Genomic DNA, 25,464 nt, shown 5'->3' on the forward strand with positions numbered 1-25,464 from the left:
GCTTCATTCCATAAGAATTTCAAGAGACGAGACGCACAGAAACGCGCCGTCCCCATGATGCAGCAAGAGGAGACATTATGAAATTTCGCACGACCGCCTCGGCCGTATTCGCCGTGGCAGCCCTGAGTGTCGGCGGCGCGGCCGCCGCCCAATGGCCCGAGCGCCCCATCACGCTGATCGTCCCGTTCCCCGCAGGCGGCGGCACGGACACGTTCGCCCGCCCGCTGGCCCAGCAACTGACCACGCAACTGGGTCAGGCGGTGGTCATCGACAACAAAGGCGGCGCGGGCGGCACGGTGGGCGCGGGCGTGGCAGCCAAGGCCCGGCCTGACGGCTACACCTTCTTCATGGGCGGCGCGCACCATGCGCTGGCCCCGTCGCTCTATAAAAGCCTGAACTACAACATCCAGAAGGATTTCGTGCCGGTCGCGCTGGTGGCGCAGCCGCCGCAGGTGGTGGTCATCAATGCCAGCAAGCTGCCGGTGAAGACGTTGCAGGAATTCATCGACTACGCCAAGAAGCACCCTGGCGAGATCAACTACGGCACCGCCGGCAAGGGCAGCACGCACCATCTGGCCGGCGAACTCTTCGCCATGCAGACGGGCATCAAGCTGGTGGACGTGCCCTATCAGGGGGCGGGCCCGATGCTGTCGGCGCTGATCGGCGGCCAGGTGGACCTGGCGTTCGACGGCCTGGGCTCGTCGTCCGGCCACATCCGCGCCGGGGTGATCAAGCCGTTGGCGGTGGCGGCCACCGAGCGGTCGGCGTCATTGCCTGACGTGCCGACCGCCGCCGAAGCGGGCGTGCCCAACTACGTCGTGTCGACCTGGTACGCGATCTGGGCGCCGGCCGGTACGCCGAAAGAGGCGGTCGACAAGATGGCCGTCGAAATCACCAAGGCCTTGAACACGCCGAAGATCAAGGAAACCTGGGCCGGCAACGGTTCGTCGATTCCCACGCTGACGGGCGCCGATTTCGGCAAATTCGTCGATAGCGAGGTGGATCGCTGGGCCAAAGTCGTGAAGGATTCCGGCGTCAAGCTGGATTGATGCACTCGCGGACCGGATTCGGATTACTATTGATAATCGTTATCATTGGTAAGTCTGCTCTCCGGTCCGTCGAATGCCATGAATCAAAGCGGTTCCCCAGCGCCCGTCGAGGGGCTCTACATCCAGCACCAGTCATGGTTGCGCGATTGGCTGCGCCGTAAGACCGGGTGTCCGTTCGACGCGGCCGACCTGACCCACGATACCTATCTGAAAGTGCTGGTGCGCGAGGACGACGCGCGCGTCTTGCGCGAGCCGCGTGCCTATCTGACAACGATCGCGCACGGCCTGATGGTCAACCTGTTCCGCCGCCGCGACATCGAACGCGCCTATCTGGATAGTCTGGCGCTGGTCGAAGACGCCTTTGCGCCGTCGCCCGAGCGCCGCGCGCTGGCGCTTGAAGCCCTGATCGAGATCGACCGCCTGCTTGACGGGCTGCCGGCCAAGGTGCGCAAGGCGTTTCTGCTGGCGCAGCTGGAAGGCCTGCGCCATGGCGAGATCGCCGAACGCATGCAGGTGTCGGTCAGTTCAGTGCGCCAGTATCTGGCCCGCGCCATGCAACATTGCCTGGCGGCCTGGTGAGCCGGCGCGCCACGGCCCGGCCCGAACTGCCGCAATCGGTCATCCGCGAAGCCAGTATCTGGTTCGTCCGGCTGGGCGCCGAAGAGGCGACCCCGGAGGACGGCGCCGCCTGTCGCCGCTGGATCGACGCAAGCCCCTTGCATCGGTTGGCGTGGGACCGCGTGGAAATGCTGGGGCGCCAATTCGGCCAGGTCGAACCGCAAGCTGGCCTGACGGTGCTGGACCGCGTTCCTTCGCGGGGCCGACGCCAGGCCCTGAAGGCCCTGTCGCTGGCGTTGGGCGTGGGCGGCGCGGCGGCAGCGGGCCTGCCGTGGCGGGCCTGGTCCTCGGACTTCGGCACGGTCGTCGGCGAACGGCGCGACGCCACGCTGTCCGACGGCACCATGCTTACCCTGAATACCGACAGCGCCGCGGACGTGCGGTTCGACGCTGCCCTGCGGCTGATCGTGCAGCGCCGGGGGGAACTGCATATCGCGTCCCATGCGGATTCGCAGGTTCCACCCCGGCCGTTCACCGTCGCCACGCCGATGGGCCGGATCACCGCGCTGGGGACGCGCTTCGTGGTGCGTCTGCGGGATGGCGAGGCCTGGGTGGCCGTGACGGAAGGCGCCGTCCGGATCGAACCCGCGGCGGGAGGCCAGGACGCCGCACGGATCCTGGAGGCGGGCGCCGGCACCTATTTCAATGAGCACGCCGTGCAGGCGGCAAGGCCCGCGCCGCACGCCGACGCGTGGGTGCGGGGCGCGCTGTTCGCCGATGCGATGCGGCTGGACGCGTTCATCGAGGAACTTGGCCGCTACCGCAAAGGCAGGCTCGCGTGTGATCCCTCGGTGGCAGGCCTGCGCATATCAGGATCGTTCCCGCTGGGCGACACCGACCGCGTCCTGGCGGCCGTCGAGCGCGCGCTTCCGGTGCAGGCCCGCCGCTACACCCGCTATTGGGTCGTGCTTGGCCCAAGAGGGTGATGGCCAGAATTTTTGAGGGCAGTACTGTCACTTTTGCGTTCTCGATTGGCATACGGGTGAAGCAACGAATGACTTCGCCTGGAACCCAACGATATGTCTCTGCCTTTTTTCCCCTCTCATCCCGCCGCGCCTGCGGGCCTGCGCATGAAGGCGTTCACCGCGCTGGTGCTGGCCGCGCTGGCCGGCGCCGCGCTATCGCCCGTCCCGGCGCGGGCCCAGTCCGCTGGCGCCGCATCCCCGGTCCGCCACGCCGTGAACGTGCCGGCGGGCGCGCTGGGCGTGGCGCTGTCCAGCTTTGCCCAGCAAACACAGGTGCTGCTGTCTTTCGACCCGGAACTGGCTGCGGGCATGCAGACCGCCGGCTTGCAGGGCGGCTACGGCGTGGACCAGGGCTTTGCCGCGCTGCTGGCGGGCACCGGCCTTGAAGCCGTGCGCCGCCCCGATGGCGACTACCTGTTGCAGCGCGCGGGCGGCCAAGCCACTCTGCTGTCGCCGGTGATGGTGCTGGGCGCGGGCGCCACCACCGAAGGCACGGGGCAGTACACGGCCGACTGGATGCGTTCGGCCAACGGCCTGGTGCTGTCGCAGCGCGAGACGCCGCAATCGACCAGCGTGCTGACCCGCCAGCAAATGGACGACCGCTCCATCACGTCGGTGCGCGACGTCATGGAAAACGCCACCGGCATGAACGTGCAGCAAGCGGAGTCCGAGCGCCTGACGTATTACTCGCGCGGCTTTTCCATGGACACGTTCCAGTTCGACGGTGTCGTCAAGCCGCTGAACGGCCTCTACCAGTTCGGCGACGGCAACCTGGACCCGGTCATCTACGACCACGTCGAGATCATCCGCGGCGCGACGGGCTTGATGAGCGGCACCGGCAATCCCGGCGGCTCCGTGAACTTCATCCGCAAGCGCCCCTCGCGCGAATTCCAGGGCGACATCAAGCTGTCGGCCGGCACCGAAGACACCTACCGCGGCGAAGTCGACCTGTCTACGCCGTTCAATGAATCCGGCTCGGTGCGCGGGCGCATCGTCGGCGCCAAGGAGCGGCGCGGCGACACCATGGATCTCTACAAGAAAAAGCGCGATGTGCTGTACGGCATCATCGAGGCGGACGTGGCCGACGCCACCACCATCAGCATCGGCGGTTCGGTGCAGCGCACGCGGCCCAGCGGCATCAGCTGGGGCGGCTTGCCCGCCCTGGACGCCAACGGCAAGCCGATCGACTGGCCCAAGGGGCAGGCCATGGGCGCCAACTGGTCGCGCTGGGACACGGATTCGCACGAGTACTTCGCGCAACTGGACCACGGATTCGCCAACGGCTGGAATGCGCGCCTGTCGTACACGCGCCTGGAAAACAAGTTCGACGCGCCGCTGCTGTTCACGTCCGACGTGCCGGTGACGATCGACGGCTTTTCGACGCCGCCGCTACTGCGCAAGTTCGTCGGCGGCAGTGACCAGGACGTGGTCGGCGGCTCCATGGACGGCGATTTCAATGCGTTCGGCCGCCGCCACCAGTTCAGCATGGGCTTCTCCCATTCCGTCATCAAGGCGTGGAACCAAAGCTGGGACACCTCCGACCAGGCGACCTATCCCATTCCCGACGTCAAGAACTGGACGGGCGACTGGCCCGCGCCCAACTGGGACATCCTGGCGTTGTCGCAGACCAACCGCAATGAGCAGACCGGCGTCTACGGCACGCTGCGCCTGGGGTTGACCGACCGCCTGCACCTGTTGACCGGCGCGCGCTGGACCCGTTGGGAATCCACCGAGACCAGTTGGGGCGTGACGGGCTATTCGCATACCTATTCCGAAGTCACGCCCTACGTGGGCGTGACCTATGACCTGAACGACACCTACACCGCCTACGCCAGCTACACCAACATCTTCCAGCCGCAGATGGTGAAGACGCAGACGTGGGACATGGCGGGACCGGCGTATGGCCACAACTACGAAGCGGGCTTGAAGGCGTCGTACCTGGACGGCCGCCTGAACGCGTCCGTGGCGGTGTTCCAGACCGACCAGAAGGACGTCGCCGAGTACGGCGGCTACGACTATGCGCACGACGACGGCTGGTACTACATCCTGGACGGGACCCGCACGCGCGGCTTCGAGGCCGAGGTGGCCGGTGAAGTGTTGCCGGGCTGGAACGTGTTCCTGGGCTATACGTACCGCCAGTCCAAGGACAACACCGGCAAGAAGGTGCAGACCACGCAGCCGGAACAGTTGCTGAAACTGAGCACCGCGTACCGGCTGCCGGGCGCGTGGAACAAGCTGACGGTGGGCGGCGGCGTGCGCTGGCAGAGCCAGACCAGCGCGCAGACCTACTACGGCTTGCAGTCCGGCTCGATCGTGCAGAAACCCTATGCGCTGTTCGACCTGATGGCCCGCTACGACTTTTCGGACAAGACGCAGTTGCAGTTGAACGTGCGCAACCTGGCCGACAAGCAGTACTACCGCTCGATGGGCTTCTACAACTCGGTTTTCTACGGCGAAGGCCGCGCCGCGCTGGTCACGCTGACCCAGCGCTTCTAGCGCGACGGCCGCCTAGCGCCACTCGCTGGCCTGGCTCAGCCGGGTCAGCTGGTCATGCGTCAGTGTCAGGGTGGCGGCCTTGACCAGTTCGTCCAGCTGCGCGATGGACGTGGCGCTGACGATGGGCGAAGTGATGCCGGGCTGCGCGATCTGCCAGGCCAGCGCGGCCTGCGCCGGCGTGCAGGCCGCGTCCTCGGCAACCTCGTCCAGGGCCTTCAGGATGCGCAAGCCCCGATCGGTCAGGTAATTGTCGACAATCTTTTGGCCGCGCGCGCTTTTGCCCGCATCGGCCGCGCTGCGGTACTTGCCGCTGAGAAAGCCGCTGGCCAGCGCGTAGTAGTTGATCGTGCCCATCTGCTGCGTCTTCACCAGGCTTTGCAGGCCGGATTCGAAGGCTTCGCGGCTATACAGGTTGTATTCCGGCTGGATGCTTTCGTAGCGCGGCAGGTCGTGCCGTTCGGCGGTGATCAGCGCTTCGGACAGGCGCACGGCGGTGTAGTTCGACGCTCCGATGGCGCGCACCTTGCCCGATTCGATGTGCTTGGCGTATTCGGCAAGCGTGTCGGTCAGCGGGGTATGGGAATCGTCCTGGTGGGACTGGTACAGGTCGATATGGTCCGTCTGCAGGCGGGCCAGCGACGCGTCCAGCGATCGGCGGATGTAGGCGGGCGCCAGGCCGCGGGCGTCGGGCCCCATCTCCATGCCGACTTTGGTCGCGATCAGCACGCGGTCGCGTTTGCCGGACCGCTTGAGCCATTTGCCGATCAGCGTTTCGGATTCGCCGCCCTGGTTGCCGGGGACCCAGCGCGAATAGACGTCGGCGGTATCGATGAAGTTCAGGCCCGCGTCGACCAGGGCGTCCAGCAGCGAGTACGTGCCGGCCTCGTCGACGGTCCAGCCGAAGACGTTGCCACCGAAGGTGAGCGGGGGGATTTGCAGGCCGGAACGGCCTAGAGCGCGTTTGATCATGGTGTGGCCTTTGGGTGCGGCGGCGGGCTGCAGGGAAGGGCGGCCACGCCGGTTTAGTATATTGGCGCCGCGTGCTCCGGCGTGGGGCATGCAGGTTGCGGCATGCACCATTTCAGGGATTCCCCCCAAGTTCTTTTGGCTGGCGGCAAGTTAGACTATACGGCTTTATGGCTAGCTGAACTGGCGGGAAGCCGCCGATATGGCCATAACCAAGAAACCCCCAAGAAACCCCCACGACAACCCCCAACGAACAACGACCAAGGGTTCAAGGAGCTTAGTATGCTGATCGGAAAAAAACATTTTCTGACGGTTGGCGCCATGGCGCTGGCGATGGCTATCGCCGCGCCGGTGGCTGCGCAGCAGAAATCGGTGGCGATCACCGCCATCGTCGAGCACCCGGCGCTGGATGCCGTGCGTGACGGCGTGCAGGACGCGCTCAAGCAAGCCGGCTATGAAGCGGGCAAGAACCTGAAGTGGCAATACCAGAGCGCGCAGGGCAACAACGGCACCGCCGCGCAGATCGCCCGCAAGTTCGTGGGCGACCGCCCCGACGCCATCGTCGCCATCGCCACCCCGTCGGCCCAAGCGGTCGTGGCCGCCACCAAGGACGTGCCGGTGGTGTATTCCGCCGTGACCGACCCCGTCGCCGCCCAACTGGTCGCCAGCATGGACGCCTCGGGCACCAACGTGACCGGCGTGTCGGACCTGCTGGCGCTGGACAAGCAGGTCGACCTGATCAAGAAAATCATCCCGAACGCCAAGCGCGTGGGCATCGTCTACAACCCGGGCGAAGCCAATTCGGTCGTGGTCGTGAAGAAGCTCCAGGAAATCCTGCCCAAGTACGGCATGAGCCTGGTTGAAGCCGCCGCCCCGCGTTCGGTCGACGTGGCTTCCGCCGCGCGCAGCCTGATCGGCAAGGTCGACGTCATCTATACCAACACCGACAACAACGTCGTGTCGGCCTACGAATCGCTGGTGAAGGTCGGCAACGACGCCAAGATCCCGCTGATCGCGTCCGATACCGATAGCGTCAAGCGCGGCGGCATCGCCGCCCTCGGCATCAACTACCGTGATCTGGGCGTGCAGACCGGCAAGGTGGTCGTGCGCATCCTGAAGGGCGAAAAGCCTGGCGCGATCCCGTCGGAAACCATCTCGAAGCTTGAGCTGTATGTGAATCCGGGCGCTGCCGCCAAGCAAGGCGTGACCTTGTCGGATGCCATCATCAAGTCGGCTGCGGTGGTCGTGAAGTAAAGCGGTTCCGCACGGACCCCGCCACGCCTGTCCGGCGTGCGCGGGGTTTTTGTTAGGTTTTTTCAGTGTCTCGCCATGGCGGCGTGCGCCGCTTCCGGACGTTTTTTCGCTCCCAGAACCTTCATCTTCGACTCCGCTTGCGGCATTGCCGGCACGCGTGGAGACGCTTTGGCAGGAAACAAGCGAAAATGGCGGGCCGGGAAACGTTTATTGCGAAAGCTGGGGTAAAACTGACCCCCAAACGCAAGAAATCCGACGTTTCAAATCTTTAATATGCACCTTCCTTACCCTGATTGGATTTGACCCATGTCATTGTTCTCGTTGTTAGGCGCGTTGGAGATCGGGCTGATCTTCAGCCTGGTGGCCTTGGGCGTGTTTATCTCCTTTCGCCTGCTGCGCTTCCCCGACCTGACCGTTGACGGCAGCTTCCCGCTGGGCGGCGCCGTCTGTGCCACGCTGATCGCCTCGGGCACCGATCCGTTTTTGGCCACCATCATCGCCACGTTCGCCGGCGCGGCCGCGGGCCTGGTCACCGGCTGGCTGAACGTGAAGCTCAAGATCATGGATCTGCTGGCCAGCATCCTGATGATGATCGCGCTGTACTCGATCAACCTGCGCATCATGGGCAAGCCCAACGTGCCGCTGATCACCGAATCCACCGTCTTCACGATCCTGCAGCCGGCCTGGATTTCCGACTACGTCGCCCGCCCGCTGATCTTGATCGTGATCGTGATCCTGGCCAAGCTGGCGCTGGACTGGTTCTTCGCCACGCAGACCGGCCTGGCCGTGCGCGCCACCGGTTCCAATGGCCGCATGGCCCGTGCGCAAGGCGTCAATACCGGCCGCATGATCCTGGGCGGCATGGCGCTGTCCAACGCGCTGGTCGCCCTGGCGGGCGCGCTGTTCGCGCAGACGCAAGGCGGCTCGGACATCTCGATGGGCATCGGCACCATCGTGATCGGCCTGGCCGCGGTGATCGTCGGTGAAAGCATCTTGCCGTCGCGCAAACTGGTGCTGGCGACGCTTGCCGTCATCATCGGCGCCATCGTCTACCGCTTCTTCATCGCCTTGGCGCTGAACAGCGATTTCATCGGCCTGAAGGCCCAGGACCTGAACCTCGTCACCGCTGTTCTGGTCACGGTCGCCCTGGTCATCCCGATGCTCAAGCGCCGCCTGGTCGGCAAAAAAGGGCGCTGATATGTTGTCCGCAAAAGATCTGAAAATCACATTCAACGCCGGCACGCCCATCGAAACCCGCGCGTTGCGCGGCATGTCGCTGGAGATCCCGTCGGGTCAGTTCGTGACCGTCATCGGTTCCAACGGCGCCGGCAAATCCACGTTCCTGAACGCCGTGTCGGGCGACCTGCCCGTGGATTCGGGCCGCATCGACATCAATGGCGTGGACGTCACGCGCCAGCCCGTCTGGGCGCGCGCCGGCCGCGTGGCCCGCGTGTTCCAGGACCCGATGGCCGGCACCTGCGAAGACCTGACCATCGAAGAGAACATGGCGCTGGCGCAAATGCGCGGCGCGCGCCGCGGCTACAGCCGGGCGGTCAAGGCATCGATGAAGGACGGTTTCCGCGAACGCCTGTCCACTTTGGGCCTCGGGCTGGAAAACCGGCTGACCGACCGCATCGGCCTCTTGTCGGGCGGCCAGCGCCAGGCGGTCAGTCTGCTGATGGCGGCCCTGCAGCCGTCGCGCATCCTGCTGCTGGACGAGCACACCGCGGCACTCGATCCCCGCACCGCCGACTTCGTGCTGCAGTTGACGGCCCGCATCGTCGCCGAGAATCAGCTGACCACCATGATGGTCACCCACAGCATGCGCCAGGCGCTTGACGTGGGCGACCGCACGGTGATGCTGCATCAAGGCCAGGTGGTGCTGGACGTGTCCGGCGACGAACGCCGCGGCATGGACGTGCCGGACCTGCTGGCCATGTTCGAACGCGTGCGCGGCGAGAAGCTGTCCGACGACGCGCTGCTGCTGGGCTGAGTCCGGCCATAGGCGAATTAAGCGCCCGGCGCCTGCCCTGCAAGAGGGCAGGCGCCTGGCGCTTTTTTCATGCGCGAATGCCGGCCGCCTATCAGGCGGCTTCAGCCTCTGCCGTCGTCTCGTAGCCGAAGTAGGCGTTTTCCAGCGCACGGCCGTCGCCGATCTGGCGCGCCTCGCAATCCAACGCGACCTTGCCGTTGCGCAGCACATAGACGTGGGTTGCTAGATCCATCACGCGCGCGGTTGATTGCTCGACGACCAGCAACGTCATTCCGGATGCGTTCAGCATCCGCAACTTGTCGTAGACCTGGTCGATGACCAGCGGCGCCAGGCCCAACGACGGCTCGTCGATCATCAACAGGCGGGGCCTGAGCAGCATCGCGCGTGCAATCGCCAGCTGTTGCTGCTCGCCGCCAGACAGGTAGCCGGCCGCGCCTTGGTAGCGTTCACGCAGGATGGGGAAGGCGTCAAGCGCCTGCGCCAGATCCGTAGCGGCTTCGGCCTTGTTTTTGCGGGCGCTCATCGCCAGCTTGAGGTTTTCTTCGACCGTCAACGTGCCGAAGATGTGGCGGCCTTCCGGCACCAGCACTAGGCCGTCCCGGCACAGGCGTTCGGGCGGGCGTCCATTGATGCGGACCCCTTCGAAATCGATCGAACCCTCTGCCGGTTTGACGACCCCGGCGATGGACTTCAGCAGCGTCGATTTACCTGCTCCGTTCGGACCCACCACGAAGACGATGCTGCCTGCCGGCACATGGATATCCACGCCTTTCAGCGCGGCCAGCCGGCCATAGGCCGCGTGCAGATTCTTGATTTCCAGCATGAACCACCTCTTGATGAGCGCGGGGCCGACGCCTGAGCGGCCCGGAACGGGTAAGGGAAGTTACTAGGGTGAATCCGGTTGACGCTGCAAATTCTAGAGACCAATATGCGAACTGTCCACAGTCTGCAGTTAACAGTGGTCAGAAAATTGAGTCGTGGTTCATAAACACAACCGGGGTGCGACCAAGAGCGCGCTCCGCAAGGGGAAGTGATGCGCACGTTGTCCAAATTTCTGAAGACCTCCTGCTTGGCTATCGCCGTCGGCGCCGGGGCACTTTTCGGCGGGCCCGGGCAGGCTGCCGAGAAGCCCATCGTCATCGGGTTCGCCATCGCCCAATCCGGGTGGCTGCACAACTACGACGCCGCGCCGTTTCGCGCGGCCGTCATGAAAATCGACGAAATCAACAAGGCGGGCGGCCTGCTGGGGCGCGAGGTGAAGATCCGCGTCCTGGACACCAAAACCGAGCGCGAGCGGTCCGCCAGCGCCGGTGCGGAACTGGTGCAATCCGGTGTCGACATGCTGGTGGTGTCTTGCGACTACGACTTCGGCGCACCGGCGGCGCTGGCGGCCCAGAAGGCCAAAGTCATTTCGATGAGCCTCTGCGCGGCGGATCCCAAGATGGGCGTGCAAGGAGTGGGCAATATGGCCTTCACGGCCAACAGCGCCGCGCAGTCGGAGGGCATCGCCATTGCCGAGTACGCGCAGCAGAAACTGGGGGTGAAGACGACCTATGTGCTGGAGGACGTCTCGATCGAATACAACAAGTCCGGTTGCGCGGGATTCCGCGCGGCGTGGGCGCGCACCAACGGCAAGGAGAGCATCCTTGGGGGCGATGTCTTTCGCAATGACGACCCGTCCATCGCCGCGCAGATCACCCGCCTGCAAGGGTTGAAGACCAAGCCGGATTCGGTGTTCCTGTGCAGCTATACGCCGGGCGGCGCTTCGGCCATCCGCCAGCTTCGCGCGGCAGGGCTGGACATGCCCATCCTCGGCACGACCGCCATGGTGGACAACTACTGGCTGAACGCCGTGCCGAACCTGAAGGACTTCTATCTGCCGGGATTCATGTCGCTGTACGGCGACGACCCGCGCCCGGAGATGAACAAGTTCGTCCAGGATTTCAAGGCGCGCTGGGGCGAACCGCCCGTGTCTTCCTATTCCGTGCTGGGCTATAGCCTGATCGAACAGTGGGCGCACGCCGTGGCCGAAGCCAAGAGCACGGACGCCGACAAGACGCTGGTGGTGATGAACAGCTATAAGGACCAGCCCTTCCTGGTGGGGCCCACCAGCTACACGAAGGATCTGCACGTACAGGTGAACCGGCCGTGGCTCATCATGACCGTCAAGGACGGGTCGTTCCGCGCGGTCGAGATGTACCGGAACCAATTCACGCCGGATCTGAAGCTGTTGTTCCGGGTAGGCGCCTGAGCGCGATGGCCGGAGAACGGAACATGTCCATCGATGCGACAACGGTGCTGGAGGCGCGTGACGTGCACGTGGCTTTCGGCGGCATCTCGGCGCTGTCCGGGGTGAATCTGACGATCCCGCCTGGCAAGGTGTTCGGCCTTATCGGCCCCAACGGCGCAGGCAAGACCACCATGGTGAATGTGCTCAGCGGGTTTCAGCGGCCCACCCGCGGCACCGTGCGGCTGGCGGGCCGCCCCGTGGCGGCGTCCGGTCCCAGCCATGCCGCCCGCGCTGGCATCGCGCGCAGCTTCCAGGCCGGCCGGCTGTTCAAAGACCTGACGGTGTTGGAAAACCTGATGGTCGCGGCGCTGGGCAGCGGGCTGCGCAGCAAGCCGGCGAGGCAGCGGGCGCAGGACGTCCTGGACTGGATCGGTTGCGGCCACATGGCGGGGCAGCGCTGCGACAGTCTGTCGTATGGCTACGAGCGGCGCATCGGCATCGGCCGCGCGCTGGCCCTGGCGCCGTCGTTCGCGTTGCTGGACGAACCCGCCTCGGGCATGAACGACGCCGAATGCGATGACCTCATGCATTTGATCGCGGGCATCCCCGACCGGTTCGGCTGCGGCGTGCTGCTGATCGAACACAACATGCAGGTGATCATGGGCGCCTGCCACCGCATCCATGTGCTGGACGGCGGACGCAGCCTGGCCGAAGGCTCGCCGCAGGAAATCCAGGCGGATCCGGAGGTGCGGCGCGCCTACCTGGGCCACAAGTCCGACAACCCGGCCTTGCACATCTAGGGGGCCGCCATGATGAGCTTCATTCAAACCCTGGTCGACGCCGCCGCGCTGGGCAGCCTGTACGCGTTGGTGTCGCTGGCGATCGGCTTCGTCTTCGGCATCATGCGTCTGATCAACTTCGCGCAGGGCGACTACATCACCGTCGGGGCATACGCGCTGGTGGTACCGACGGCCAGCGTGGCACCGCCGCTGCTCTTCGGCGCCTTGCCGGCGCCGCTGATGGTCGTCGCCGTGCTGCTGACCGTCGTCATCCTGGCGCTCGCCACCGAACGCATCGCGTTCCGGCCCTTGCGGCAGACCAACCCGGCGACCTTGCTGGTGTCGTCGTTCGCCGTCAGCTATTTCCTTCAGCACCTGATCATGCTCGTGCATACCGGGCGGCCGAAATCGATCGACATCAGCGGCGGGATGGGGCGCGCGATCGACATCGGTGGCTTGCGCCTGCCCGGCACGCAACTGCTCACCATGGGGGTCGCCGCGGTGTTGCTGGTGGCGCTGGTGCTGTTCCTGAAGCGCACGTCCATCGGCGTGCAGATGCGTGCGGCGGCCGAGAACTTCCAGATGGCGCGGCTGTTGGGCGTGCCCGCCAACCGCGTGATCGCCGTGGCCTTCGCGGTCAGCGGCGTGCTGTCGGGCACGGTGTCGCTGCTGCTGATCATGCAGACCGGCACGCTGGACATGCGCATGGGCATGATGCCGGTCATCTATGCCTTCTTCGCGACCGTCATCGGCGGCATGGGTTCATTGCCGGGGGCGGCGCTGGGCGGGTTCCTGGTGGGGGCGGCCAGCGTGCTGCTGCAATCCTATCTGCCGGCGGATTTGCGGCCTTTCCGCGATGCCGGAGTCTTCACATTGGTCATCCTGACGCTGCTATGGCGGCCGTCCGGGCTGATCTCCACCAGCGCGAACCGGGAGCGCGTGTGATGCATGCTCAAACATCTGCAACCCGCCGGCGCGGATGGCAAGGCGCCGTGCCGGTCCTGGCGCTGATCGTGCCGCTGGGCCTGGCCAGCATGCTGGCCGCCGAATACGGCAGCTTGTCGCTGCAAAGCAGCGTGACCCTGGCGCTGATCCGCATCGTCACGGTGGTGGGGATGTACATCTTCATCGGCAACTCGGGCATCGTCTCGTTCGGCCATGTGTCTTTCATGGCGGTCGCCGCCTACGCCGCGGCCTGGCAGACCTGCTGCGAAGCCCTGAAACCCATCGTCATGCCGGGCTTGCCCGATTTCCTGCTGGGGCAGTCGCTGCCGATCTGGACGTCGGCGGCGACGTCGGTCGCGGCAGCCACGGTCGCGGCCCTTGCGGTCGGGCTGGTGCTGATGAGGCTGTCGGGGCTGGCGGCTTCCATCTCGACCCTGGCGATCCTCTTCATCCTGAACGTGGTGTATTCGAACTGGGACAGCGTGACCATGGGCACGGCCTCGGTGGTGGGCCTGCCCACCTTCGTGACACCTGGCGTGGCCTTCGGCGCCGCCGCCGCAAGCATCGTCGCCGCCTACACGTATCAGCGCTCGCGCTGGGGACTGGTGTTGCGGGCCGCACGCGAAGACGAGGTCGCGGCGCGGGCAGCAGGCGTGTCGCTGTACGGCAGTCGTCTGATCGCCTTCACCTTGTCCGGCGCGGTCATGGGCATGGCCGGTGTGCTTCAAGCGCATTTCGTCGGCACGATCTCCGTCGATTCCTTTTTCCTGAACCTGACGTTCATCACGCTTGCGATGCTGGTGGTAGGCGGCATGCGCAGCCTGGCCGGCGCCGTGGTGGGGGTGGTTTTCGTGCAATTGGTCATCGATGTCTTCCGCCAGTTCGAAAGCGGCATTTCGCTGGGAGGAGCACAATTCACGTTGCCAAGCGGCGTCCAGGAACTGGTGCTGGCCGCTGCGATGTTGCTCATCCTCATTTACCGGCGAGATGGCCTGATGGGTGGACGAGAGTTCACCTGGCCCGCGCGGTCCGAAAAAAAGGAATAAACCACTCATGACTTCGTCCTATCCGCACACGGCATCCCCCGGCGAGCCCTTGCTCAGCAACGTCCTGATCGACAGCCGCATGCTGTCGGACCAGGTCGCGGAGCACTTGTTCCGCGAGCTGGTGTCGGGGCGGCTGCGAGGCGGGCAACGCATCAACGAGGCCGAACTGGCGCGTACCTTGGGGATCAGCCGCAACCCCATCCGGGAGGCGATACGCAAGCTGGAGGAGCGCGGGCTGCTGGTGTCGTCGCCGCGCCGCGGGACCTTCGTACGGTCTTTCACGAGGCAGGACATCGAAGACGTGTTCTCGTTTCGCACGATGGTCGAAGACTTTGCGGTCCGCCAGGCTTTGACGCGCATGACGCCGGCCGATGTGGACGGCCTGCGCAAGATGGTCGACGACATGGTCGAGGCCGCCAATGCGGGCAAGGAAATGGAGCTGGTCCAGAAAGACATCGGCTTTCACCAGCGCATCTGCGAATTGTCGGGAAATTCGCAGACGCTGCGGGCCTTCAACAATCTCCATGCCGAAGTGCAGATCTTCATCACGCTGGTCGAACACCGTTTTGAAAGCCTGGAGGAGGCGGCGGCCGACCACTATCCGGTGGTGGACGCGCTGGCCTCGGGTGACCCGGACAGGGCGGCCAAGGCCCTGCGCGACCACATCCAGGATTCCTGGCGCCGGATCGCGGCGGCCTATAGCGATCACTAGTTCGCCGCCGGCATGAACCGGCGGAATTCAAGGGAGAAAGCAATGCAGGACATCAACATCGTCGGTATCGACATAGGTGGCACATTCACCGACTTTGTCTCGTATGACGCTGAGACCGGCACCATACGGAACTGGAAGAACCTGACCACGCCCAAGGAGCCCATCGAAGGCGTTCTGCAAGGGCTTTCTCAACACGAGGACCTGGACTCCGTATCCAAGATCCGACTGGGAACCACCATCGCCACCAATGCGCTGCTGACGCGGCGCGGCGCCAAGGTCGCCTACATCACGACGCAGGGCTTCCGGGATGTCCCCTTCATCCAGCGCGGCGACCGGCGCAGCCACTATGACATCACCTGGATCAAGACCAAGCCGCTGGTCAAACGCGCGGATTGCTACGAGGTCGTGGAACGCCTGTCGGCGAGCGGCGATATCGTGCAGGCGTTGGACGAAGCCGCCGTACGCGAGGTCGCCGCGCGCATCCGGGAAAGCGGCGACATCGAGGCCGTCGCCGTCTGCACCTTGTTCTCTTACATCGACCCGGCGCACGAGCATCGCATCCGCGAGATCCTTGCAGAGGAGCTTCCCGGCCTGCCGGTATCGGTGTCGTACGACGTATTGCCCAAGTGGAAGGAATACGACCGCGCGTCCACCACGATCGCCGATGCCTATCTGAAGCCGATCGTATCGCGCAATTTCGAGCGCATGCAGAAGCGCCTGGACGAGATCGGGGTGGGAGGCAAGGTCGGCGTCATCAAGTCCAATGGCGGCGAATCCACGCTGAAGGGCGCGGCGGCCGCGCCGGTGCAGATGACGTTGTCCGGGCCGACCGGCGCGGTGGTCGCGACCCGGGCGGTGGCCCAATTGACGGGGCTGCGCAACCTGGTCACGTTCGATATGGGCGGGACGTCGACGGACTGCTCCACGGTCGTGGACGGCATGGAGAACGTGACGACCAACTTCGAAATCGAATGGGGGCTGCCGATCCAGGTGCCGATGATCGACATCCACACCATCGGCGCAGGCGGCGGATCGATCGCCTGGATCGACAAGGGCGGCATGCTGCGCATGGGCCCGCAGTCGGCGGGGGCCGATCCCGGGCCGGCCTGCTACGGCCGGGGAGGCGATCAGGCCACTGTCACCGATGCCAATGTCGTGCTGGGCCGCATCAACCCCGACTACTTCCTGGGCGGCCGCATGAAACTGGACGCCGACGCCGCGCACCAGGCCGTCGCGCGGATCGCGGCCGAGCTGGGCATGGCCGTCGACCAGACGGCCTATGCGATGGTGCAGATCGCCAACAACAACATGCTGGGGGCGTTGCGGGCGGTATTGCTGCAACGCGGGCTGGACCCGCGCGATTTCACGCTGGTGGCGTCGGGTGGCGCGGGGCCGGTGCATATTTGCGACTTGATGGAGATCAGCGGCATCCCGCAGGGCATGGTGCCGAACTATCCGGGCCAGTTCTCGGCGTTTGGCTTCATCATGACCGACGCGCGCGTGGACCGGCACCGGACCGTGCAGCAGGTGTCCACACGGTTCGAGCAGGCGCGCGTAACGACGGCGCTGAAGTCCCTGGTGCAGGACGCCGTAGGCGAGCTGCATGCGCAAGGCTACGGCGCCGGCGTGGAGGTGTACCGCTCAGTCGAGGCGCGCTACCTGGGCCAGAACCACGAATTGGAAGTCATGCTGGACGGCGACGAATTCAGCGATGCCAGCGTCGCGTCGCTGTGGGCGCGTTTCCATGAACAGCACGAGGCCCGCTTCGGCTTCGCCATTCCGGGAGAGACGATCGAGATGGTGAACCTGAAGGTCATCGCCGTGGCCGTTTCGGAAAAGCCGGTGCTGCGTGAATTGCCGCGCGGCGAAGGCAGCCCGTCCGCCTCCGGCAGCCGCCGCGTGCGGCATGACGAGGGATGGGTCGAGACGCCGACCTACGACCGCGAGACCTTCAAGCAAGGCCAGGTATTGACGGGCCCCGCGGTCATCGAGGAAAGCGCGTCGGTCACGATACTGCGCGCAAACCAGACCTTGCGCGTGGATCCGTACGGCAACCTGATCATTTCGGCATAAGGGGCACCACGATGGATATGGTAACGATGAACATCCTGGAATCCACCATGGTTTCCATCTGTAGGGAAATGGGCATCACGCTCATGAAGACGTCTTATTCGACGATCTTCAACGAGGCGCTGGACTTCACTTGCGGCCTGGCGGACCGCAATGGGGACATGATCGCGGTGGCGGACTACTGCCCCGCGCAGATCGGAGGCATGCCGTTGCTGGTGAAGTCGTGCATGCGGGAAATGCCGCTGGACGAACTGGAGGACGGCGACATCATCCTGCACAACGATCCCTACCGGGGCGGGCTGCACACGCCGGAACACACCTTCTTCAAACCCATTTTCGTGGAAGGCGACATGGTGGGCTGGGCGGTCGCCATCGGCCATCTGGCCGAAGTGGGGGGCATGGCGCCCGGAGGCTTCTGCGGCGAGGCCACAGAGATTTTCCAGGAAGGGCTGCGCATACCGCCGGTGAAGATCAAGTCGCGGGGCAAGGACAACCGCGACGTCTGGAAACTGCTGCTGGCCAACGTGCGCACGCCGCGCAGCAACTATGGCGACCTGCGCGCGCTGATCGCGGCGGTCGACCTGGGCGAACGCCAGATGAAGCAGGTCTATGCCAAGTACGGCAAAGAAAAGATGTTGAGCACGGTCAATGACTTGCTGCTGTATTCCGAACGTCGCATGCGGGCCGAGCTGGAAGCGATTCCCGACGGCATCTACGCCTTCAACGACCTGATCGAAAGCGACGGCATCGATGCCGACCGCAAGTACCTGGTGCAGGTGGAAGTGCACAAGCGCGGCGGCGAAATCATCGTCGACTACACGGGGTCGTCGCCGCAGGCGGCCGGCCCCATCAATGCCACCCTGGGCGTGGCGACGTCGGCCGCCTACAACGCCGTCCTGCATATGACGGACCCGTCCATTCCCCGCAATTCCGGATGTTTCCGTCCGATTCGCGTCGTGGCGCCGCCCGGAACCATTGTCAACGTCGATTTCCCGGCGCCCGAGGTGGGCGGCAACACGGAAACGCACCCGCGCATCGTCGGGACCATCCTGGGGGCGATGGCCAAGGCTGTGCCCAACCGCGTCATGGCGGCCGAAGGCGCCACGCACTGCAATTTCGTGTTCGGCGGCGTGGCGGCGGACTCAGGGGAATACTTCGCGTGCTATGACCTGGAGGCCGTGGGCTGGGGCGGCCGCGCATTCGCCGACGGCAACGACGCCGTGGATTCCATCAACGGCAATTGTCGCATCACGCCTGTGGAAGTCTACGAAACGCGCTTCCCGTGGCGCATCGAGAGCCTGGCCTTCAATCAAGACTCTTGCGGTGCCGGGGAGTATCGCGGCGGCGTGGGCTATTCCAAGCAGATGCTCTGCCTGAACGAAAGCATTACGTGCTCGCAGATGACGGACCGGCACGAGTTCGCGCCGTGGGGCCTGCACGGCGGCACGGAAGGAGGCTTGGGCGCCACGCTGGTGCAAAAGGCCGGCGGACAGGCTTGGGAAACCATGTGCGAAGCGTATGGCAAGGCCTCGTCCAGCCGGTATTCCAACGTGGTGATCCGGCGCGGCGACCGCGTGCGGCTGGTCACGCCCGGTGGCGGTGGCTACGGCGATCCCAAGGACCGCGCGCCGGAGGCCGTCGAGGAAGACGTGCGCGAAGGCTACGTGTCCGCTGTCGCGGCGCGCCGCCACTACGACTATCAAGGAGCATGAGCATGAAGTTCTCCCAGAACGGCCTGTATATCGAGCGCTACATCAAGTGCGTGAATTGCGGCGTGCTCATCTACGAAGGCACCGAAGACGACACGGCGAAACGGGTGGAGCCCGACGGGCGAATCTTCTGCTCGTCGTGGTGCGTCGACTGGGCGCACGAACGTGACGTCCGGCATGGCGCGGCCAAGCACGCCGCAGAGCGCGAGACGGCGCAGGCATGAGGGATCGCCGCCCCGCGGGCGCGGGGCGGCGTCGGCTTATCTGGAGGAGGGGATGATGTCCCAGCAAAATACTTTCAACGAACGCCGCAAGGCAGCGATTCCTGCCGGCTTGGCGCAGCACCTGGACATGATGATCGACCGGGCCGAAAACGCCGAGTATTGGGACGAAGCCGGCAAGCGCTACATCGACTTCGGTGCGGGCATCGCGGTCGCCAACACGGGCCATCGGCATCCCAAAGTCATCGCGCGCGTCAAATTGCAGCTGGACCGCTATACGCACTTGTCTTTCCAGACCACGCCCTATGAGGGCTATCTGGCATTGTGCGAGCGACTGAATGCGTTGGCGCCGGGCGATTTTCCGAAGAAGACGTTTCTGGTGAACACCGGCGCGGAAGCCAATGAGAACGCCATCAAAGTGGCGCGGGCGGCGACGGGCCGTTCGGCCTTTGTGGCGTTCTCCGGGGCATTCCATGGGCGCACGCTGATGACGATGAGCCTGACCGGCAAGACGGTGCCGTACAAAGCGGGATTCGGCCCCCTGGTGCCTGACGTCTACCACGTGCCCTTTCCCACGCCATACCGGGGCATCACGGAAGCCGACAGCCTGCGGGCCCTGGATACGCTGTTCAAGTCCGAGGTCGACCCCAGTCGCGTCGCAGGCATCATCATCGAACCGGTGCAAGGCGAGGGCGGTTTCAATCCCGCCAGCGCGTCCCTCATGAAAAGCCTGCGCCAGCTATGCGACACGCACGGCATCCTGCTGATCGCCGATGAAATCCAGACGGGCTTCTGCCGCACGGGCCGCATGTTCGCCATGGATCACCTGGGCGTTGCGCCGGACATCATTACGATGGCGAAGGGCCTGGGCGGCGGCTTTCCGATTGCCGCGATCACGGGCCGCGCCAGCGTGATGGACAAGATCCCCGCCGGGGGATTGGGCTCCACGTTCGCCGGCAATCCCTTGTCTTGCGCGGCCGCGCTGGCGGTGATTGACGTGCTTGCCGAGGAAAAACTGGCCGAGCGCGCCGTGCAGGTGGGCGAACGCGTGATGCGCCGTTTCAAGGCCTGGTCGGACGACGAGCGTTTCGGCTGCGTGGGCAATGTGCGCGGGTTGGGCGCGATGGTGGCGGTGGAATTCGTCAAGGACCGGGAAACGCGTGAACCGTGGCCGGAGGTGGTCAAGACCCTGACGCGGGTGGCGGCCGACCGCGGGCTGATCCTCCTGACCTGCGGGGTCTACGGCAACGTCGTTCGGGTCCTGGCGCCGCTGACGATCCCGTTCGACCAGCTGGAGGAAGGCCTGGATATCTTCGAGGCCGCCTTGCATGCGTCATTGGCCGAGTTGCAGGAGCCGGCCTGAAGCCGCCGGGTGACGTCCTCTGTTCCCAAGGGCGCCCCGTAGCTGCAATCGCAGGGCGTCAGAGGAACCGGCCGGGCCGGAAGGCCCGGTAGCGGGAGCCGGCTACCCCGTCTGCCCCGTCGACCATCAGTTCGCCCAGTAGCTTCGCCGTGCCGGGCGCCGTGCTGAAGCCGATGTGCTGGTGCCCCAACGCGAGCCATAGTCCGGGATGGCGCGGCGCTTCGCCGATCATCGGGCGGCTGTCGGGCAGGGTGGGGCGGCGTCCCAGCCAGGCGGCCGGATCCAGGCGTTCGCCCAGCGGGAATGCTTCGCGCGCCCGGGATTCCGCCAGCGTCAGTTGATCCGGGCGGGCGGGCGCGTCGCAATCGTCCAGTTCGACGCCGGTGGTCAGGCGCAGGCCGCGCGCCATGGGCGACAGCACGTAGCCGCCGCCGGTGTCGTAGACGGGCCGGCTCACGCGGGCGCCGTCCTGGCCGGCGTAGTGCATGTGATAGCCGCGCTCGAACGCCATGGGCAAGTCGATGCCCGTGGTGTTCAGCAGGCTTTTCGACCACGGCCCCAGCGCCACGACGAGCTGATCCGCCGACAGCGATTCCGAATCCTGGGCCCCCCGTACCGTCCAGCGCTGGCCGTCGCGGCGGATGGCGGTGGCGGTAAGGCGTTTGAACGTGCCGCCCGTCCGCAGGAACAGATCGGCATAGGCGGCAACGACCGCATGCGGGTCATCCACCGAATACGACCCCTGGATCCACAGCGCCCGATGGAAGATCGGTGACAGCGCGGGCTCCATTTCCGCCAGCTCCGCGGGGCTCAACATCTGTGTCGGGACTTCGTGCCGGGCAAAGGTCTGGCGGGCCAGTCCGCTGCCGTTCCAGGCGGCTTCGCTGCGGTACAGGAACACCCAGCCCGTGTCGCGCAGGCGATGGCGCGCGCCGGCGGCGTCCAGCAGTTTCAAATGCTCGGGTGCGGATAGCCGGATCAGGCCGTCCAGCGCCTCGACGGTTTCGCGGAAGACGGCCGGCCGCGCATTCAGCAGGAAGCGCGCCGCCCAGCCCAGGTTCCGCGCCAGGTACCGGGGGCGATAGCGGAACTGGACCGTGTCGTTTTTCAGCAGACGGGGCAGTTGGCGCCATAAGCCGGGATGGTTGAACGGCATCAGCGAACTGCGCGCCAGCACGCCGGCGTTGCCCAGGGACGTTTCCATGCCCGGGTCCTGCTTGTCGACCAAGGTGACCGTCGCGCCGCGGCGCAACAGCTCCAGCGCGCAGCAAACGCCCACAATCCCCGCGCCCAAGACGATGACGTGCTTTCCCATGATTTTTTATTCGAAGCGTCAAGGCCGGGAATTGTAGGGCAGCGGATGCCGGCGCAGGCGGGAATTCGCCCCGCGGGCCGGGTCAGGCTTGCGCAGGCTTGCCGCCCAGGATGCGGCCGGCCGCCACCACGCCCCACCACGAGGCCTCTTCGAAGACGGAATATCCCGACAAGTCCGCATGCGCGAACAGGACGGGCCCGTCGACGTCGCGCAGCGCGGCCAAGCCCGGATTGGACAGGTAGCCGCACACCGGGGAGGCCATCGCGTGGCCGCGCACCGTGATGTCCAGCTGGCGCGCATTGCGCCAGAACTCGCGGCCATAGGCGGCGACAAGGTCGGCGGCGGCTTCGTCGCGCAAGTCTTGCGGGCTGGCCGTGGCCAGCCATTGGCGCGCGGCGTTCGGTTGCTGCCCGCTTAGCGCGTGGTACGCGGTGAACACCGTGCGCGGCGACCGGGTGACGCGCAGCAACTGGTGCGTGGATACGACGTAGCCCAATGCCTGGCCCTGGTAGACCACGTTGTCCCACGACAGCGGTTCGCCGGGCGCTTCCAGCGGATAGCCTTCCAGCACGAAGTTCGACACCAGCCACGCCGCGTGCGGCGAGGCATGCGCCGCCGGATCGTAGCCGTAAGCGCGGATGTCCGGCAGGATGCGCTGCGCGACGAATAGCGGCATGGCGCAGACCGTGCGGCGGGTTTGCAGCGTGTAGGCGTCGGGGGCGGCGCCCATGGTGACGCAGGTCGTGAGGGTGCCGCCGGGCGTCTCGTTGACGCGGACCGCCGTGCCCGGCAGCAGCCATCGCGTGTGCCCCAACTTCTGGTTGATGGCGTCGCGCATGCGGTCCGTCAGCGCGGCCAGTCCGCCGGGCCAGGTCAGCACAGCGCCTTCGCCCGCGTTGGCGGCGTGGCCGTCGCGGCTGGCGAAGTAGTGCAGGCCGGCCCAGGCTGACACCACGTCGTACTGCGCGCCGTAATCGTCGCGGCAGCAGTAATTCAAGTACCAGTGCAGGGCCGGCGAGGTGTAGCCCTCGCGTTCCAGCCATTGCTTGAACGTCATCGCGTCCAGCGCGCGCCACGCGGGGTCGTGCGACGACAGCGCGATCGGAATGCTGAATACCTTGCGGCCGTCGTTGCCGGCCTGCGTGTGAAGCCGGTCGATCAGCGCCAGGAAGCGGCGGTGCTGTGCCACGTCGGCGTCGGGCAATCCGGTCATGGGCAGCAGCGCGTCTTCCCAACGCCCGTTGCGCAGCAGGCGCTCTTGCGGCGAATGCACCAGGATGGATTCGTCGTAGTACGGGCGCAGCTCGCCCGCCCCGCGTTCGATGATGCCGAAGTCGGCCAGCATCTCGCGTACATGGGTCGACGCCATGGACGGCAGCGGCAGATAGTGCGCGCCCAGCGGGTAGTCCAGCTCGCCTTGCCGTCCGGCCGCCGCGTTGCCGGCGAATTCCGGGCCTTGGACCACGACGAAATCGGTGTGGCCTTCACGCGCCAGCTTCCAGGCGCAGGACAGGCCGGCGACGCCGGCGCCCAGAATGGCGACGTCGTGCCGGTAGCTGGCGGACGGGACGGGCAGCGCGGCGCCATCGCGCAGGGCATGGCCGGCCTGCATGCCGGGGTAGTGGACGTCCGGCGTGGTTTCGACGAGGCGCGACCGGTAGTAGCCGGCCGTGCCCGCCACCGCGGCGGTGGCCGCGCCCAGCAGGAAGGTGCGGCGCTGCATCAGCGGATGACCTTGCGCCAGTCCTCGTCGAAATAGCGCACGAGCGACTGCTCATTCAGACGGTTGGGCGGCATCGCCAGCGCGGGCATGTCGGCCGGGAAGTGGAAGAGCTCGCGCGTGGTCGCCGGGTCCAGGTAGCGGGTGGGCACGGTGATCTTGTCGGGCGGCGTGTAGTCGCGCCGCTTGCTGGCCAGGATGAAGCCCCAGTCGCCGAAGGAGGGCACGTAGGCGTGGTACGGCCACGTGTTCAACCCGGCTTCCTTCAAGGTGGCGTCCACGCTCCAGAACGAGCGCGGCGCGAAATAGGGCGAGGTGGACTGGACCACCATGTAGCCGTTCTCGGCCAGATGGCGCGCCATCAGGTGGTAGACCGGCACCGAGTACAGCCGGCCCAGGCCGAAGTTGGACGGATCGGGAAAGTCCACCACGATGAAGTCGTAGACCTCGGCGTGGGTTTCCAGCCAGCGGCCGGCGTCGTCGTTGATGACGGTGACGCGCGGGTCCTTCAACGCCCCCTGGTTCAGCTTGACCAGCGGTTCCGAACGCGAGAACAGCCCGGTCATGGCGGGGTCCAGGTCCACCAGCGTCACGTGCTCGATGTTCTTGTACTTGAGGATTTCGCGCACGGCCAGGCCGTCGCCGCCGCCCAACACCAGCACATTGCGCGCCCAGGGCAGCGTCTGCAGGCCGGGATGCACCAGCGATTCATGGTACCGGTGCTCGTCGCGCGACGAGAATTGCAGGTTGTTGTTGATGTACAGGCGCAGGTCGTCGTGCCAGCGCGTCACCACCAGCCGCTGGTAGGGCGTGGTTTCGGCGTGCACGACGTCATCGCCGTACAGGCCTTTCTCGGCCCAGGCCGTCATGGCGCTGGAATAGATGAAGCCCAGCGCCAGGAAGCCGATCACCACGCAGGCGCGGATGGCTTTTTCGCCGGGGCGGCGGATCTCGGCGCGGAACAGCCAGGTCGTCCACAGCGCCACGCTGGCGTTCATGATGCCGAACAGGAAGCTGGTGCGCAGCAGGCCCAGCTTGGGCGCCAGCAGCAAGGGGAAGATCAGGGACACGGCCAGCGCGCCCAGATAGTCGAACGTCAGCACGCGGCTGACGATTTCCCGGAATTCGGCCTTGCGCTGGTTGAAGACGCGCATCACCAGGGGGATTTCCATGCCGACCATCAGGCCGATGACGAAAACGCCCACGTACAAGGCGGCGCGGAACGGGGCCGACAGCCAGGCGAACACCAGGAACAGGACGGCGGCGGAAACCCCTCCCAACAATGCGACGAGCAGCTCGACGTCGATAAACCGATTCAAAACGTCTTCGTCTCTTACATATTTTGACAACCACGAGCCGATGCCCATGGCGAACAAATAGCAGCCGATGACGGATGAGAACTGAAGTATCGAATCGCCCAGTAAATAGCTGGCCAGCGCGCTGCTGATGAGCTCATAGCCCAAACCGCAGGAAGCAACGATCAATACCGATAGGATGAGAACGCGGTCGCGCATGGGGTGTCCGACTCGAAAAATGCGTTCGCAGTATATCGAACGCCGCGTATATACTGCGCGCAATTGGGAGGGTGGCAATGGGAGAAGCGATGCATCCGGCGGTGACCTATCTGATCTATATCGTCTCGGCGCTTGTCATGCTGGGCATTTTCACCGCGGTATACACCGCCGTGACGCGCTACAAGGAATTCGAACTGATCCGCGAAGGCAACATTGCCGCCGTGCTGTCCTATGGCGGCGCGCTGGTCGGATTCAGCTTCACCCTGTGCTCCAGCATTGCCGTCCACGCCAGCTTCGTGATGTTCCTGGTCTGGGGCGCGGCCGCCATGGCGGTGCAGATCGTCGTGTACGTGGTGGTCGCCCAGACCGTCCGGGGCATGAACGAAGCCATCGAACAGAACAATATCGCCATGGGCGGCCTGATCGGCGCGATCTCGCTGTCCGCGGGCGTCGTCAACGCCGCCTGCCTGACCTGAGGCAGGCAGGCGCCGCATCCGAT

The 25,464-nt window shown here is 65.5% G+C and carries 22 protein-coding genes; 17 read left to right on the forward strand and 5 right to left on the reverse strand.

Going from position 1 to position 25,464, the window contains the following annotated elements:
- Positions 1–77: 77 nt before the first annotated feature.
- From A9973_RS06940 to A9973_RS06955, 4 genes are all read left to right on the forward strand, one after another.
- On the forward strand, positions 78–1,049 hold the full coding sequence (locus tag A9973_RS06940) for a tripartite tricarboxylate transporter substrate binding protein (protein WP_183012989.1): 972 nt from the start codon (positions 78–80) through the stop codon (positions 1,047–1,049).
- 78 nt (positions 1,050–1,127) lie between these two features.
- Positions 1,128–1,628 carry a sigma-70 family RNA polymerase sigma factor gene (locus A9973_RS06945; protein ID WP_183012990.1) on the forward strand — a complete coding sequence of 167 codons (501 nt, stop codon included), beginning with the start codon at positions 1,128–1,130 and terminating at the stop codon, positions 1,626–1,628.
- Positions 1,625–2,593 (forward strand): FecR domain-containing protein, encoded by a 969-nt coding sequence (locus A9973_RS06950; RefSeq protein ID WP_183012991.1) that lies wholly within the window; start codon positions 1,625–1,627, stop codon positions 2,591–2,593. The genes A9973_RS06945 and A9973_RS06950 overlap by 4 nt, the downstream gene beginning before the upstream one ends.
- Positions 2,594–2,686: 93 nt before the next feature.
- Positions 2,687–5,128, forward strand: a complete 2,442-nt coding sequence (locus tag A9973_RS06955; RefSeq protein ID WP_183012992.1) for a TonB-dependent receptor — start codon at positions 2,687–2,689, stop codon at positions 5,126–5,128.
- A gap of 12 nt (positions 5,129–5,140) precedes the next feature.
- Here the strand turns inward: A9973_RS06955 and A9973_RS06960 are convergent, their stop codons facing one another.
- Positions 5,141–6,097, reverse strand: coding sequence for an aldo/keto reductase (locus tag A9973_RS06960; RefSeq protein WP_183012993.1), 957 nt, complete (start codon positions 6,095–6,097; stop codon positions 5,141–5,143).
- 279 nt (positions 6,098–6,376) lie between these two features.
- Between A9973_RS06960 and A9973_RS06965 the strand changes: the two genes are divergently transcribed.
- The 3 genes from A9973_RS06965 (at position 6,377) to A9973_RS06975 (ending at position 9,341) form a co-directional block, all read left to right on the forward strand.
- Entirely contained in the window at positions 6,377–7,348 is a 972-nt protein-coding gene (locus A9973_RS06965) for an ABC transporter substrate-binding protein (protein WP_183012994.1), read from the forward strand.
- A 306-nt stretch (positions 7,349–7,654) separates the two neighbouring features.
- Entirely contained in the window at positions 7,655–8,545 is an 891-nt protein-coding gene (locus A9973_RS06970) for an ABC transporter permease (RefSeq protein WP_183012995.1), read from the forward strand.
- 1 nt (position 8,546) lies between these two features.
- Positions 8,547–9,341, forward strand: a complete 795-nt coding sequence (locus A9973_RS06975) for an ABC transporter ATP-binding protein (RefSeq protein WP_183012996.1) — start codon at positions 8,547–8,549, stop codon at positions 9,339–9,341.
- A 91-nt stretch (positions 9,342–9,432) separates the two neighbouring features.
- On the opposite strand, the gene A9973_RS06980 is transcribed toward A9973_RS06975, so the two are convergent.
- A complete protein-coding gene (locus A9973_RS06980; protein ID WP_183012997.1) occupies positions 9,433–10,164 on the reverse strand; it encodes an ABC transporter ATP-binding protein in 732 nt (243 codons plus the stop codon).
- Between the two features lie 246 nt (positions 10,165–10,410).
- Between A9973_RS06980 and A9973_RS06985 the strand changes: the two genes are divergently transcribed.
- The 9 genes from A9973_RS06985 to gabT are packed head-to-tail and all read left to right on the forward strand — an operon-like array spanning position 10,411 to position 20,416.
- Positions 10,411–11,592, forward strand: coding sequence for an ABC transporter substrate-binding protein (locus A9973_RS06985; RefSeq protein WP_220805365.1), 1,182 nt, complete (start codon positions 10,411–10,413; stop codon positions 11,590–11,592).
- A gap of 23 nt (positions 11,593–11,615) precedes the next feature.
- Positions 11,616–12,371, forward strand: coding sequence for an ABC transporter ATP-binding protein (locus A9973_RS06990; RefSeq protein WP_183012999.1), 756 nt, complete (start codon positions 11,616–11,618; stop codon positions 12,369–12,371).
- A 9-nt stretch (positions 12,372–12,380) separates the two neighbouring features.
- Positions 12,381–13,295: a branched-chain amino acid ABC transporter permease gene (locus tag A9973_RS06995; protein ID WP_183013000.1), complete on the forward strand. Its 915-nt coding sequence runs from the start codon at positions 12,381–12,383 to the stop codon at positions 13,293–13,295.
- Positions 13,295–14,341 (forward strand): branched-chain amino acid ABC transporter permease, encoded by a 1,047-nt coding sequence (locus A9973_RS07000; RefSeq protein WP_183013001.1) that lies wholly within the window; start codon positions 13,295–13,297, stop codon positions 14,339–14,341. Before A9973_RS06995 ends, A9973_RS07000 begins: the two co-directional genes overlap by 1 nt.
- Positions 14,342–14,348: 7 nt before the next feature.
- Positions 14,349–15,053 (forward strand): GntR family transcriptional regulator, encoded by a 705-nt coding sequence (locus tag A9973_RS07005; protein WP_183013002.1) that lies wholly within the window; start codon positions 14,349–14,351, stop codon positions 15,051–15,053.
- Between the two features lie 42 nt (positions 15,054–15,095).
- The gene (locus A9973_RS07010; RefSeq protein WP_183013003.1) at positions 15,096–17,126 is read left to right on the forward strand and encodes a hydantoinase/oxoprolinase family protein; all 2,031 of its coding nucleotides are present in this window, start codon (positions 15,096–15,098) and stop codon (positions 17,124–17,126) included.
- Between the two features lie 11 nt (positions 17,127–17,137).
- On the forward strand, positions 17,138–18,835 hold the full coding sequence (locus tag A9973_RS07015) for a hydantoinase B/oxoprolinase family protein (protein ID WP_183013004.1): 1,698 nt from the start codon (positions 17,138–17,140) through the stop codon (positions 18,833–18,835).
- A gap of 2 nt (positions 18,836–18,837) precedes the next feature.
- Positions 18,838–19,056 carry a hypothetical protein gene (locus A9973_RS07020; RefSeq protein ID WP_183013005.1) on the forward strand — a complete coding sequence of 73 codons (219 nt, stop codon included), beginning with the start codon at positions 18,838–18,840 and terminating at the stop codon, positions 19,054–19,056.
- Between the two features lie 55 nt (positions 19,057–19,111).
- Positions 19,112–20,416, forward strand: coding sequence for a 4-aminobutyrate--2-oxoglutarate transaminase (gene gabT / locus A9973_RS07025; protein ID WP_183013192.1), 1,305 nt, complete (start codon positions 19,112–19,114; stop codon positions 20,414–20,416).
- 58 nt (positions 20,417–20,474) lie between these two features.
- Here gabT and A9973_RS07030 read toward each other — a convergent pair whose 3' ends face one another.
- From A9973_RS07030 to A9973_RS07040, 3 genes are all read right to left on the reverse strand, one after another.
- A complete protein-coding gene (locus A9973_RS07030) occupies positions 20,475–21,731 on the reverse strand; it encodes an FAD-binding oxidoreductase (RefSeq protein WP_183013006.1) in 1,257 nt (418 codons plus the stop codon).
- A gap of 82 nt (positions 21,732–21,813) precedes the next feature.
- The gene (locus A9973_RS07035) at positions 21,814–23,454 is read right to left on the reverse strand and encodes an NAD(P)/FAD-dependent oxidoreductase (RefSeq protein WP_183013007.1); all 1,641 of its coding nucleotides are present in this window, start codon (positions 23,452–23,454) and stop codon (positions 21,814–21,816) included.
- Positions 23,454–24,965: a polyamine aminopropyltransferase gene (locus A9973_RS07040; RefSeq protein ID WP_183013008.1), complete on the reverse strand. Its 1,512-nt coding sequence runs from the start codon at positions 24,963–24,965 to the stop codon at positions 23,454–23,456. The genes A9973_RS07035 and A9973_RS07040 overlap by 1 nt, the downstream gene beginning before the upstream one ends.
- A gap of 89 nt (positions 24,966–25,054) precedes the next feature.
- Between A9973_RS07040 and A9973_RS07045 the strand changes: the two genes are divergently transcribed.
- Entirely contained in the window at positions 25,055–25,441 is a 387-nt protein-coding gene (locus A9973_RS07045; RefSeq protein ID WP_183013193.1) for a DUF350 domain-containing protein, read from the forward strand.
- The last annotated feature ends 23 nt before the right edge of the window (positions 25,442–25,464 follow it).

Origin of the sequence: Achromobacter sp. UMC46, assembly GCF_014170335.1 — a bacterium.
Taxonomy (GTDB): domain Bacteria; phylum Pseudomonadota; class Gammaproteobacteria; order Burkholderiales; family Burkholderiaceae_B; genus Achromobacter.

Excerpts from the sequence above, each read along its gene's own strand:
- A9973_RS06940 (WP_183012989.1), top strand. The coding sequence starts at position 78 with ATGAAATTTCGCACGACCGCCTCGGCCGTATTCGCCGTGGCAGCCCTG.
- A9973_RS06945 (WP_183012990.1), top strand. The coding sequence starts at position 1,128 with ATGAATCAAAGCGGTTCCCCAGCGCCCGTCGAGGGGCTCTACATCCAG.
- A9973_RS06955 (WP_183012992.1), top strand. The coding sequence starts at position 2,687 with ATGTCTCTGCCTTTTTTCCCCTCTCATCCCGCCGCGCCTGCGGGCCTG.
- A9973_RS06960 (WP_183012993.1), bottom strand. The coding sequence starts at position 6,097 with ATGATCAAACGCGCTCTAGGCCGTTCCGGCCTGCAAATCCCCCCGCTC.
- A9973_RS06965 (WP_183012994.1), top strand. The coding sequence starts at position 6,377 with ATGCTGATCGGAAAAAAACATTTTCTGACGGTTGGCGCCATGGCGCTG.
- A9973_RS06970 (WP_183012995.1), top strand. The coding sequence starts at position 7,655 with ATGTCATTGTTCTCGTTGTTAGGCGCGTTGGAGATCGGGCTGATCTTC.
- A9973_RS06975 (WP_183012996.1), top strand. The coding sequence starts at position 8,547 with ATGTTGTCCGCAAAAGATCTGAAAATCACATTCAACGCCGGCACGCCC.
- A9973_RS06980 (WP_183012997.1), bottom strand. The coding sequence starts at position 10,164 with ATGCTGGAAATCAAGAATCTGCACGCGGCCTATGGCCGGCTGGCCGCG.
- A9973_RS06990 (WP_183012999.1), top strand. The coding sequence starts at position 11,616 with ATGTCCATCGATGCGACAACGGTGCTGGAGGCGCGTGACGTGCACGTG.
- A9973_RS06995 (WP_183013000.1), top strand. The coding sequence starts at position 12,381 with ATGATGAGCTTCATTCAAACCCTGGTCGACGCCGCCGCGCTGGGCAGC.
- A9973_RS07000 (WP_183013001.1), top strand. The coding sequence starts at position 13,295 with ATGCATGCTCAAACATCTGCAACCCGCCGGCGCGGATGGCAAGGCGCC.
- A9973_RS07005 (WP_183013002.1), top strand. The coding sequence starts at position 14,349 with ATGACTTCGTCCTATCCGCACACGGCATCCCCCGGCGAGCCCTTGCTC.
- A9973_RS07010 (WP_183013003.1), top strand. The coding sequence starts at position 15,096 with ATGCAGGACATCAACATCGTCGGTATCGACATAGGTGGCACATTCACC.
- A9973_RS07015 (WP_183013004.1), top strand. The coding sequence starts at position 17,138 with ATGGATATGGTAACGATGAACATCCTGGAATCCACCATGGTTTCCATC.
- A9973_RS07020 (WP_183013005.1), top strand. The coding sequence starts at position 18,838 with ATGAAGTTCTCCCAGAACGGCCTGTATATCGAGCGCTACATCAAGTGC.
- gabT (WP_183013192.1), top strand. The coding sequence starts at position 19,112 with ATGTCCCAGCAAAATACTTTCAACGAACGCCGCAAGGCAGCGATTCCT.
- A9973_RS07030 (WP_183013006.1), bottom strand. The coding sequence starts at position 21,731 with ATGGGAAAGCACGTCATCGTCTTGGGCGCGGGGATTGTGGGCGTTTGC.
- A9973_RS07035 (WP_183013007.1), bottom strand. The coding sequence starts at position 23,454 with ATGCAGCGCCGCACCTTCCTGCTGGGCGCGGCCACCGCCGCGGTGGCG.
- A9973_RS07040 (WP_183013008.1), bottom strand. The coding sequence starts at position 24,965 with ATGCGCGACCGCGTTCTCATCCTATCGGTATTGATCGTTGCTTCCTGC.
- A9973_RS07045 (WP_183013193.1), top strand. The coding sequence starts at position 25,055 with ATGCATCCGGCGGTGACCTATCTGATCTATATCGTCTCGGCGCTTGTC.